Source organism: Frankia sp. CeCAU1 (assembly GCF_977971845.1).
In genome coordinates this window covers 1-10531 of record NZ_CDWWXA010000144.1, presented here as the reverse complement: position 1 = coordinate 10531, position 10531 = coordinate 1, and the positions used below count along the sequence as shown (strand labels likewise).

At 68.6% G+C, this 10531-nt stretch carries 9 protein-coding genes, 2 tRNA genes and 1 pseudogene; 9 read left to right on the top strand and 3 right to left on the bottom strand.

Annotated elements, in window-relative coordinates; translation table 11 throughout:
* Positions 1-311, bottom strand: a pseudogene (locus AC08OO_RS19705) (EAL domain-containing protein); the annotation flags it as partial.
* Between the two features lie 611 nt (positions 312-922).
* On the opposite strand from AC08OO_RS19705, the gene AC08OO_RS19700 reads away from it, so the two are divergent.
* From AC08OO_RS19700 to cimA, 5 genes are all read left to right on the top strand, one after another.
* Positions 923-1951 (top strand): 3-isopropylmalate dehydrogenase, encoded by a 1029-nt coding sequence (locus AC08OO_RS19700; RefSeq protein WP_476605999.1) that lies wholly within the window; start codon positions 923-925, stop codon positions 1949-1951.
* Positions 1952-2202: 251 nt separating this feature from the next.
* On the top strand, positions 2203-3129 hold the full coding sequence (gene ilvE / locus AC08OO_RS19695; protein WP_476606000.1) for a branched-chain-amino-acid transaminase: 927 nt from the start codon (positions 2203-2205) through the stop codon (positions 3127-3129).
* A 191-nt stretch (positions 3130-3320) separates the two neighbouring features.
* Positions 3321-3707 (top strand): CBS domain-containing protein, encoded by a 387-nt coding sequence (locus tag AC08OO_RS19690; protein ID WP_023840243.1) that lies wholly within the window; start codon positions 3321-3323, stop codon positions 3705-3707.
* A gap of 110 nt (positions 3708-3817) precedes the next feature.
* Positions 3818-4495: a Crp/Fnr family transcriptional regulator gene (locus AC08OO_RS19685; RefSeq protein WP_035731281.1), complete on the top strand. Its 678-nt coding sequence runs from the start codon at positions 3818-3820 to the stop codon at positions 4493-4495.
* 235 nt (positions 4496-4730) lie between these two features.
* On the top strand, positions 4731-6335 hold the full coding sequence (gene cimA / locus AC08OO_RS19680) for a citramalate synthase (protein ID WP_476609614.1): 1605 nt from the start codon (positions 4731-4733) through the stop codon (positions 6333-6335).
* Positions 6336-6438: 103 nt separating this feature from the next.
* On the opposite strand, the gene AC08OO_RS19675 is transcribed toward cimA, so the two are convergent.
* Positions 6439-6702, bottom strand: a complete 264-nt coding sequence (locus tag AC08OO_RS19675) for a hypothetical protein (protein ID WP_476609615.1) — start codon at positions 6700-6702, stop codon at positions 6439-6441.
* A 302-nt stretch (positions 6703-7004) separates the two neighbouring features.
* Here AC08OO_RS19675 and AC08OO_RS19670 point away from each other — a divergent pair, with 302 nt between their 5' ends.
* The 3 genes from AC08OO_RS19670 (at position 7005) to AC08OO_RS19660 (ending at position 8194) form a co-directional block, all read left to right on the top strand.
* Entirely contained in the window at positions 7005-7784 is a 780-nt protein-coding gene (locus AC08OO_RS19670; protein WP_476606003.1) for a fumarylacetoacetate hydrolase family protein, read from the top strand.
* 168 nt (positions 7785-7952) lie between these two features.
* Positions 7953-8024, top strand: a tRNA-Gln gene (locus tag AC08OO_RS19665).
* A gap of 97 nt (positions 8025-8121) precedes the next feature.
* A tRNA-Glu gene (locus AC08OO_RS19660) sits at positions 8122-8194 on the top strand.
* 120 nt (positions 8195-8314) lie between these two features.
* Here AC08OO_RS19660 and AC08OO_RS19655 read toward each other — a convergent pair.
* Positions 8315-8590, bottom strand: a complete 276-nt coding sequence (locus tag AC08OO_RS19655) for a hypothetical protein (RefSeq protein WP_476609616.1) — start codon at positions 8588-8590, stop codon at positions 8315-8317.
* 201 nt (positions 8591-8791) lie between these two features.
* Between AC08OO_RS19655 and AC08OO_RS19650 the strand changes: the two genes are divergently transcribed.
* Positions 8792-10366, top strand: coding sequence for a sensor histidine kinase (locus AC08OO_RS19650; protein ID WP_476609617.1), 1575 nt, complete (start codon positions 8792-8794; stop codon positions 10364-10366).
* The last annotated feature ends 165 nt before the right edge of the window (positions 10367-10531 follow it).

The window sequence follows — 10531 nt, the reverse complement described above, 5'->3', positions numbered from 1 at the left end:
GGGTGGGCCGGGTGGCTGTGGAAGCGTGCTAGCGCCTCATACCCCGCGATGACCCCCCGTTGCAGATCCACGATCGGCTGGAAGAACAGCACGGGTTCGTCGGGGTCGGCGAGAATTCGGCGCAGGTCGGGCCGGTCGTCGCCACGCGTCCCACCGCCGTCGCCGTTCTTCAACCGGCCGAGGGGACCCGCCCCATCGGCCGCGGGCAGCGTCCTGCCCTCGGCCGCGCCACCGGACGAAACAGCCGCGTCGCCGACATCGGGGCGGTCGCTGGACGGAGGTCCCGCGGGAGTCCGCTGCCGAGTAATCATGCGCCGTGCACCCCCTCGCATCGAAGCACGTCGCACCTGTCCTGTAACTGAGTTTCTTACCATCCGGCCGCGATGCCGGGCGCGAGTACCGTCCGGAGTTGTGAATCCTGCGCTCTTTTGTGTGACCGGCGGGTAGCGGTCAGATTGCCGTTCATCGTCCTTCCCGTGTCCCCGACGCAAGATCGGCGATTTCTGGGCGCCGGAGGCGTCGTTCATCGTTGATCCGTTGCCAAAACGGTCATTGCTCGCCAGGATTTTCGGGTGCCGACGCGAGGCGTGCGAGTAGTCCGAGTCGGCCGATGGAAATCAATCCAGCGACAACGGGGGTGAACTTTATTTGGCGAGGTGGTGCACTACGATTACTCAAGGTGATCGAATGCGGAGGTGTGAGGCGCCGTTCCAGCGCCGAGCTTGGACTGAGGTAATGAAATGGCTACTGTTAGCATCCATTCGGGGGTGGTTTGCGGCCGTTCGGGAGCACGATGACGGCCGTCGGGGCGGCGGCCCGTCGTGAGCGGCCCCGTGCGGACCCGTGCCGGATCGGCACCGGTCGGGCGGGCCAGACCGGGTGGGACCGCTGCGGGGCCGCGGTCGGCCGCTACAGTCGGCCTATGAGGCTTGCGGTGATTGGCGGTGACGGGATCGGCCCCGAGGTGGTGGCGGAGGGGTTGCGGGTGCTGCGCGCGGTACATCCCAAGGTCGACACGACCGAATACGACCTGGGTGCCCGGCGCTGGCACGAGACCGGGGAGACGCTGCCCGACTCGGTGCTGGAGGAACTGCGCGGTCACGACGCGATCCTGCTCGGGGCGGTCGGTGATCCCGGCGTGCCCAGCGGTGTCCTCGAGCGTGGCCTGCTGCTGCGGCTGCGGTTCGAGTTCGACCATCACGTCAATCTCCGGCCGGTGCGGCTCTATCCGGGAGTCCGCTCGCCGCTGGCCGGAGATCCGGCCATCGACATGATCGTGGTGCGGGAGGGCACGGAGGGGCCGTACGCGGGCGCGGGGGGTGTGCTCCGGAAGGGGACGCCCCATGAGGTGGCGACGGAGGAGAGCCTCAACACCCGGTACGGCGTCGAGCGCGTCGTGCGCGACGCGTTCCGGCGGGCCGATCGACGCGAGCGTCGCCACCTGACTCTCGTGCACAAGAACAACGTGCTGACCAAGGCCGGCGACCTGTGGTCGCGCACCGTGGCCGAGGTGGCGCCCGAGTTCCCCGACGTACGCGTCGACTACCAGCACGTGGACGCGGCCTCGATGTTCTTCGTGACCGATCCGGGTCGGTTCGACGTCGTTGTGACGGACAACATGTTCGGTGACATCATCACCGACATCGGCGCGGCCATCACCGGCGGGATCGGCCTGGCCGCCAGTGGCAACCTCGATCCCTCCGGTGTCCACCCGAGCATGTTCGAGCCCGTGCACGGCAGCGCCCCGGATATCGCCGGCAGGCAGCTCGCCGACCCGACGGCCACCGTCGCCTCGGTGGCGATGCTGCTCGATCATCTCGGCCACGCCGAGGAGGCGGCGAAGGTCGAGGCCGCCGTCGCCTCCTCCCTGGCGGATCGTGCCGCCGCGGGAGCGGCCCAGCCGTCGACCCGGGAACGTGGCGAGGACCTCGCCGCGCGGGCTGCGGGCTGAGTTCTCGTCACGCCGGTCTTCTCGTCACGCCGGTCCTCGCGTCACGCCGGTCCTCGCGTCACCCCGCCACGCCGCCGGTGGAGGCCGGATGGTTGATCGCCCCGGGGCCCTTCCGGTCCAGGTGCGTCGTGGTTATTCTCTACGGGAGCCGTAGATCCGGTAAGACGGCAGCCGACAGGGCCCCACCACGGCGAAGATCGGCGGATTCGTCATCTCCTGTTCGCTTCGTCGCACTTTGGCCTGGAGTCGCCGTGCCTATCACCCCAACCTCGAAGATCTGGATGAGTGGAGAGTTCGTCGACTGGGACGACGCCCGCATCCACGTGCTCAACCCGACCCTGCACTACGGGTGGGGTGTGTTCGAAGGCATCCGCTGCTACGAGACGGCCCAGGGGCCCGCCGTGTTCCGGCTGACGGACCACATCGCCCGTCTCTACCGCAGTGCCAAGATTTATGTGATGGAGCCGTCCTTCACGCCGGAGCAGGTCGTCGCGGCGACGAAGGAGACCATCGCGGTGAACGACATCGCCTCCTGCTACATCCGGCCGCTGATCTACCTCGGTTACGGTGAGATGGGGCTCAATCCGTTGCCCTCTCCTGTCGAGGTCATGATCGCGGTGTGGCCGTGGGGTGCCTACCTTGGCGAGGAGGCGGAGGAGAACGGCGCCCGCGCGATGATCTCCTCCTGGAAGCGGAACGACCCGAACATCACGCCGCCGGCGGCCAAGGCGTCCGGGCAGTACCTCAACTCGTCCCTGGCGAAGGTCGCGGCGGTCAAGGCCGGTTACGACGAGGCAATTCTGACCAGCCCCAACGGCCACATAGCCGACGGCACCGGGGAAAACGTCTTCATCGTCTCCGGACGCAAGGTCATCACTCCGCTCCTCACGGACGGTCCGCTCGGTGGCATCACCCGCGCCTCGATCATGAGGATCGCCGCCGACCAGGGGTACGAGGTGATCGAGCAGCACATCGTGCGCACCGACCTCTATCTGGCTGACGAGGCGTTCTTCACCGGCACGGCGGCCGAGATCGTGCCGATCGTCGAGGTGGACGACCGGCAGGTCGGGAGCGGGAAGCCGGGCCCCGTCACCCGGGAGCTGCTGGAGATCTTCCACCGCGCGACCCGAGGGGAACTGGACCGATACCAGGAGTGGAACGAGTTCGTCCAGCAATAACGCCGTGGCCGGCGTCGTCGCGGGCGTTCCACGTTCCCCCGCGTCCCGGCCAGGGCCGTGAGCCCGGCCCCGCGTGGCCGGGCTCACATAATGCCCATGCCGAAGCGTCGTGCGCTCTGGTCAACACGGCAGGCAGGGCCTACCGTCGCGAGTAGCAGTTTTCACGAATGCACAAGCGTCGGGAGGGCGTCGTGCGGGTTTCGGAGGGTATGAGCTCCCTTGTTCTCATGATCGGCCCGGGGCACACGCTTCGCCAGGCGGCGAGGCTGATGGCGGCGCGCAAGGTCGGTGCCGCGGTCGTCCACGATGCGGACAGCGAGGGCTACGGGATCCTGACCGAACGGGACGTTCTGCGGTCGATCGCTGCGGCTCAGGATCCGGATGTCGAGATCGCGGGTGACCATCTCACCCGCGATGTCGTCTTCGCGGATCCGGAGTGGTCCTTGGACGAGGCGGCTGCCGCGATGCTGCGAGGTGGTTTTCGGCACCTCATCGTTACCTCGGGTGGTGGCGTAGCCGGAATCCTCTCCATGCGCGACGTGGTACGTTGCTGGAGTAGCCATCATGTTACGGTATGATGTCGGCTGTGTCGTACGCCGGGAATGCTTGCGGTCTGCCGCCGAATCCGATCCCGTCGTCCGGGGTAGTTGGGGAACATGAGGCAGGCGGACGGCGCTACGGTCACCGCATGCACGACAACGAGGCGGTCGCCCTGCTCCGAGCGACCACGCTGCTGAAGGAACTGCAGGAGGAGGACCTGTTGCGGCTCGCCACGCGAGCCGTCACGCGACGTTTCCGGCGTGGACAGGTTGTCTTCACGGAAGGCGAACCCGCCGACACCCTTCTGGTGGTCGCCTCCGGACGGTTGAAGGTGCTCACGAAGGCCGATGACGGCCGTGATCACGTTTTGAACATTGTCGGGCCACGGGAAACCCTGGGAGAACTCAACATCGTCGAAGGGGGGACCCGGTCCGCCGGCGTCGAGGCGCTCGAACCGAGTACCGCGCTGGTTCTCGACCGCACCGCGGTGTGGGAACTCGTGCGGGAACGACCGGCCGTCGCCGAGCAGCTCATCCGAGCACTGGTGGCGCACGTGCGACGCCTCACCGGAGCGAATGCCGACCTCGTCTTCCTCGATCTGCCGCGACGCGTGGCCAAGTTGCTCCTGCTGCGGATGCGGGAGGCAGGGCGTCCAGTGATCGAACTCGGCCTCACACAGACCGAGATCGCCTCGCTGCTCGGCGGTTCCCGCCAGTCGGTGAACCAGGCGTTGCGCGAGTTCGAGCGGAGGACCTGGATTCTCTCGGAAGGTCAGACCATCACGATCCTGCAGGTCGACCGGCTACGTCGGTTCGCGGGGGACTGAGATCCTCCGCTATGGCGCACGCCACACCCGTCACATGTCGGGCCTGTTACATCGTAGGCTTGTCACCCGGCGGCGAACCCGTCTCCGTCGCGCGCTTCGGTCGCTGACCCCTGGGACCGGGCGCGTGGCGGCCCCAGGTTCCCGAACTCTGCTCGGTTCGGCGTGCCGGAGGTTGTCCGGACCGCTCGGCTTGGCCGGGGCGGAACGAACCAAGATCCTTGCGGAGGGGCGCCCCTTGCGGCCATACGATCCCGATTCCCTGCACGTTTATGACACGACATTGCGGGACGGTACCCAGCAGGAGGGGCTGTCGCTCTCGGTCGGCGACAAACTCGCGGTGGCCCGTCACCTGGACGATCTCGGCGTCGGTTTCATCGAGGGCGGCTGGCCGGGATCGAACCCGAAGGACGCGGAGTTCTTCACCCGGGCGCGCGGCGAACTGAACCTGACGACCGCCGTGCTGACCGCCTTCGGGGCCACCCGGCGGGCGGGCCGCGCCGCCGCGGACGATCCCCAGGTGGCGGCGCTTCGGGACGCGGGGACCTCGGTGGTCTGCCTGGTCGCCAAGTCGGATCTGCGCCATGTCGAACGTGCCCTGCGCACCACCCCGGCCGAGAACCTCGCGATGATCCGGGACACCGTCGCGCATCTGCGCGCGGAGGGAAAGCGGGTGTTCGTCGATGCCGAGCACTTCTTCGACGGCCATCGGGTGCATCCCGACTACGCTCTTGAGGTCGTCTCCGTTGCGGCCGAGGCCGGTGCCGAGGTCGTCGTGCTGTGCGACACGAACGGCGGCATGCTCCCGACGCGGATCGGCGCGGTCGTTGCCGATGTTCTCGCCGCAACCGGCGCCCGGCTCGGTATCCACTGCCACGACGACGCCGACTGCGCGGTCGCGAACACCCTGGTGGCGGTGGAGGCCGGCGTCACCCACGTGCAGGGCACCGCAAACGGCTACGGCGAGCGGTGCGGGAACGCCAACCTGCTGAGCGTCATCGCGGGCCTGGAGACCAAGTTGGACCGGGCCGTGCTGCCGCCCGGGCGGCTGCGTGAGCTCGTCCGGGTCTCTCACGCGATCGACGAGGTCACCAACTCCGTGCCCGACCCGCACCGGCCTTACGTCGGGGCCAGCGCCTTCGCGCACAAGGCCGGCCTGCACGCCAGTGCCGTCAAGGTCGATCCGGACCTGTACCAGCACATCGACCCGGCGGTCGTGGGCAGTGACATGAGGATGCTGGTCTCGGAACTCGCCGGTCGGGCGACCATCGAACTGAAGGGCCGTGAGCTCGGCCTCGACCTGTCGAACCAGCGTGAGGCGCTCGGACGGGTGGTGGACCTGGTCAAGGAGCGGGAGGCTGCCGGATACGTCTACGAGGCCGCGGAGGCCTCCTTCGAACTCCTGCTGCGCGACGAGGTAACCGGCCGGCAGCGGTTCTACACCCTCGAATCCTGGCGCGTCATCGTCGAGCAGCGTCCGGGCGGCGAGGTGGCCAGCGAGGCGACGGTGAAGCTCACCTCGCACGGCGAACGCCACGTCGCGACGGCGGAGGGGAACGGACCGGTCAACGCTCTCGACACGGCACTGCGCAACGCGCTGGAGAAGGCGTATCCGGGGTTGGCCGATCTGGACCTGGTGGACTACAAGGTTCGGATCCTCGACGGCAAGCAGGGGACCGGCGCGGTGACCCGGGTCCTGCTGGGAACCAGCGACGGCCGCGAGCGCTGGGACACGATCGGCGTGGACGAGAACATCATCGCCGCCTCCTGGGCGGCTCTGGAGGACGCCGTCGACTACGGACTGCGGCGGCAGGGGGAGAGCCCGGACCCGGTCGCGCCCTGACGCCGGGCCACACCCCCGGGCGGGCCGCGCCCGGGGGTGTGGCCCGGCGTATCGCCCGCGGAGCAGCCCGCCGCCGCGGGGCCGGTCCGCCGGCTACGTGCGGTCAGTCCTGCGGGATCTCCTCCCACCACTGGCACCACCAGTCGCAGCCGACCAGAACGCGCAGCTTCGGGTGCCAGCAGTAGGCGATGTCCTTGTCGGTGTCCAGGTAGTACAGGCAGTTGTCGCACCGCTCGTCGCCGTTGGGTTTACCCCGCAGGATCGCGTCTTCGGCCAGGTGGCCCAGTTTGACGCTCAGCTCCTCGTCGATCGGCTTCGGCTCGGGTGCGCCGACGTCGTAGACGGGGGTGGTGTCGGTCTCGCTCACCGTCTTCCTTTCCTCTCTTCTGCCGGTCCTCTGCCGGGTAGCTCCGCGGTGATGTCGGCTGTCCGCGTCGGCTCTGGTCAGTACAGGACAGCGGGACCGGGTGGCCGCCATCCGCTGGTGGACCAGGCGGTGGACCAGGCGCGGATTCTGGCCTGATTCTCGGTCACTCGTCACCGTTCTGGCGAACCTGATCAGGCCCCGGCCGTGGTCATGTCGGTCATACAAGTCATACCCGCGGCGTGGCGGGGCCGCCCACCGGCGGGTCGTGTCAGCGCCTTCCGCGGGCTCGGTACGGTTTGGGGGTGCGTATCGCGAGGTTTACCGATGGTTCGGAGCCTGGGTTCGGGATTGTGGAGGGGTCGATCGAGGCGGGTACGGCCGTGATCTGCGGCATCACCCCGCATCCGTTCGGTCCGTTCTCCTTCACCGGCGTCCGCCGGGGGCTCGGCGACGTGCGGCTGCTCGCTCCCGTACTGCCGAGCAAGGTGCTCTGCGTGGGCAGGAACTATGCCGACCATGTCCAGGAGATGGGCGGTGACACCCCGCCGCAGCGTCCGATTCTCTTCCTCAAGCCCTCCACCAGTGTCGCCGGGCCGGGCGATCCGATCATCCTTCCGTCGGACAGCGAGCGGGTCGACTTCGAGGGCGAGCTGGCGATCGTCATCGGCCGGCTGTGCCGTGACGTCCCGGTGGAACGGGCCTTCGAGGTGGTGCTCGGCTACACCTGCGCCAATGACGTGACCGCTCGCGATCAGCAGAAGGCGGACGGCCAGTGGACCCGGGCCAAGGGCCATGACGCCTTCTGCCCCCTCGGTCCCTGGATCGAGACGGATCTCGACCCGGCGGATCTGCCCATCCGCACCACCCTGGACGGCGAACTGCGCCAGAGCTCCCGAACCGGCCTGCTGCTGCGCGACGTCCCCTCGTTGATCGCCTACCTGTCGTCGGCCATGACGCTGCTACCCGGCGACGTGCTGCTGACCGGAACGCCCGCGGGCGTGGGGCCGATGTCACCGGGGCAGACGGTGGCGGTGACAGTCGAGGGCATCGGGACCCTCACCAACCCGGTGACGGCTCGCTAGCGCCCGCGGTGCGATCCTCCGCCGGGTGGCCGTGGATCGGGTGGCTGCCGGTCGTTCCCGATGCCCCAGCCACGGGACGTGACGGGGATGACCGGCGTACATCGGCACCCCGGCGCGCTGATGTGCCCTCTGCATGCGGTACAGTAGGCAGCGCCCGGACAGGGCCCATGGGGTATGGGGTAATTGGCAGCCCAACGGATTCTGGCTCCGTTAGTCTAGGTTCGAGTCCTGGTACCCCAGCTGCACCAGATCTACCGCTTGGTTGAAACTGGCCGCTATACTGTATAGTGTGACGCGCGCGTAAGCGCGTAAGCGCGTAAGTAAGAACCAGAGTCTTGGCCCCGTCGTCTAGCGGCCCAGGACGCCGCCCTCTCAAGGCGGTAGCGCCGGTTCGAATCCGGTCGGGGCTACACAGTGATTTCGTCTTTGATTCTTCGCAGAGGGTGAGAGATACGCCCTCGCACCAAGACCATCGATGGCCCCCGGGTTTCTCTCCCGGGGGCCATCGTTATGTCGGGCGCGATCCGGGCCTACCGCACAACCTCGAACCGCAGCATGGCCGCGGGGTGGCGGGCCATCGTGCACGCGCGGCAGCCGCAGGACGCCGGGCCTCCGCGGCCGTGGACCACTTCGATCTCGGTGTCCGGGGTCGAGGCCACCAGGCGCAGCCGGGGGCGCGCGGCTCGGGCCATGACGGCGGTCAGCGCGGGATCGTCGGTGGCACCCGGCTGCGGCGGGCCGATCCGACCCGCGGTCGACGGGGCGATCGCGGAAGCGGTCGAGGCTGTCAGGGCCACTGAGGGCACGGTGTCCTCCTCCATGGGGGGCCGTCTCGGGGCCACCCCGCGGACCACAGCCTGGCGGGGAGAGCGAGGTCCGCGCCATGCTCCGTTGAGCCCGGTACCAGGTGGTGCAGATGGCCTAGTCAAACCTGGGCACTGTCGCCATGCGACACCACCCTTGACAACCATGGTGCTCCAGCACCGGATCGGTACAAACTTGCGCGGATGTCCACCGTCAGTCCATCGACACCCGAACGCGCACGGCGTCGGCATGGTAGTGCGCATGTGGGGCGCGCCGCCCGCCATGCTGGTCGGCTGCGTCCGCCGGGATCGGCACCGGAGCAGGTGGACGTCCTGCCGGGAGTTGCCCGGCGCGTCACCTCGCTGCTTCCCCAGGGCCGCGGTCTGCCCATCGAGGACTGGACGGCCCGTCACACGTTGATGTGCCTGGTGCTGGCGATGCACCCGCCGGTCATCGTCTGTTACGCGATCTGGCGCGACCTGAGCCTCGTGCACGGCTTTCTGGCGGCCAGTCTGCCGGCGCTGCTGTTCGCCTCTGCGGTGGTGCCCGGCCGCCGTCGGGTCCGTGCCCTGGCCGCCAGCCTCGGGCTGCTGTGCTGTTCGGTCGTCCTCGTCCATCTCTCGGGCGGCCTCACCCCGATGTACTTCCACTTCTTCGTGGTCGTCGCATTGATCGCGCTCTACGAGGAGTGGACCGTCTACCTGCTGGCGATCGCCTTCGTGTTCGTCGCCAATCTGGCGATCGGCAACATCATCTCGGCCGACGGGGAGTTGCTGGACAACGCCTGGCTGGTGGCCGGCCTGCACGCCGGCTTCATCTTCGCCCTTGCCTGCGCACAGATGGTCTTCTGGCATTACAACGAGCAGTCCCGCCGCCGGGTGGAGCACTACCGGCAGCAGCTCTACGAGGGTCAGCAGAGCCTGATGGCCCGGTTGGAGGAGACCGACAGGATCCGCAGCGACCTGGTTGCGACGGTGTCGCACGAGTTCCGCACGCCACTGACCGGTATCCGCGGAAACCTGCTGACCATCAAGCGCCGTCGCCACCGGCTCTCGGACGCCCAGCTCGACGATCTGCTCGATGCGGCGGTGAACTACTCCGATCGCCTCTCCCGCCTGCTGGAGAACATGCTCACGGCCGCCACGGCCACCGGCACGGACGAGACCACCATCGCCGATCTGCCGGAGGTCGTCCGGCACGTGCTCGCCACGCTCTCGTACGCCGGGTCGCCGAGCAGCGTGACGGTGGATCTTCCGCCACAGCTGCCGGTGCGGATGGCCCGGCAGGCCCTCATCCAGGTGGTCGCGAACCTCGTCGACAACGCCCTGGTGCACTCCTGGCCGGGAGCGCCGGTACGGCTCATCGCCGGCCGGGTGGGCGACGAGGTCGTCCTGCGCGTCCGCAACCCCGGGCCCGATCTCGACCCCGACACCATCCGCCAGCTCTTCGAACCGTTCACCCAGCGGGACAGCACGGCGACCCGCCCCACGGACGGGGCCGGCATGGGGCTCTATGTCGTGCGACGCCTCGTCGAGGTACACGGGGGACGGCTGCGGATGTCCTCGGAGAACGGCGAGATCATCGTCGAGGTGGACCTGTGGGCGGCGACCAGCCTGGCGGCGCTCGCGCCGGAGCCTGAGGCGGAACTGCCGGTTCCGATGCCCCTGCCGCGCAGTATCCGGGTTGACGAGGAGCCGGGTAAGCCACGGCTTACCGGCGGGCCACTCGCTGGTTCCCGGGACGACATCCGCTCGTTGCCCATGGACCGTTTCGGCTGAGCGGGGCGGGAAGACCGTTCCCCGTGCCGGGCTGATCCCCGTGCCGGGCTGATCCCCGTGCCGGGAAGGCGCCGGGACCTGCCCAGACGGCGGCCCAATGGTCAGGCGTTCAGGTCTTGGCCGTCGATGTCGATGTCGATGTGGGGGTCGGGGCCGGGGCGGACG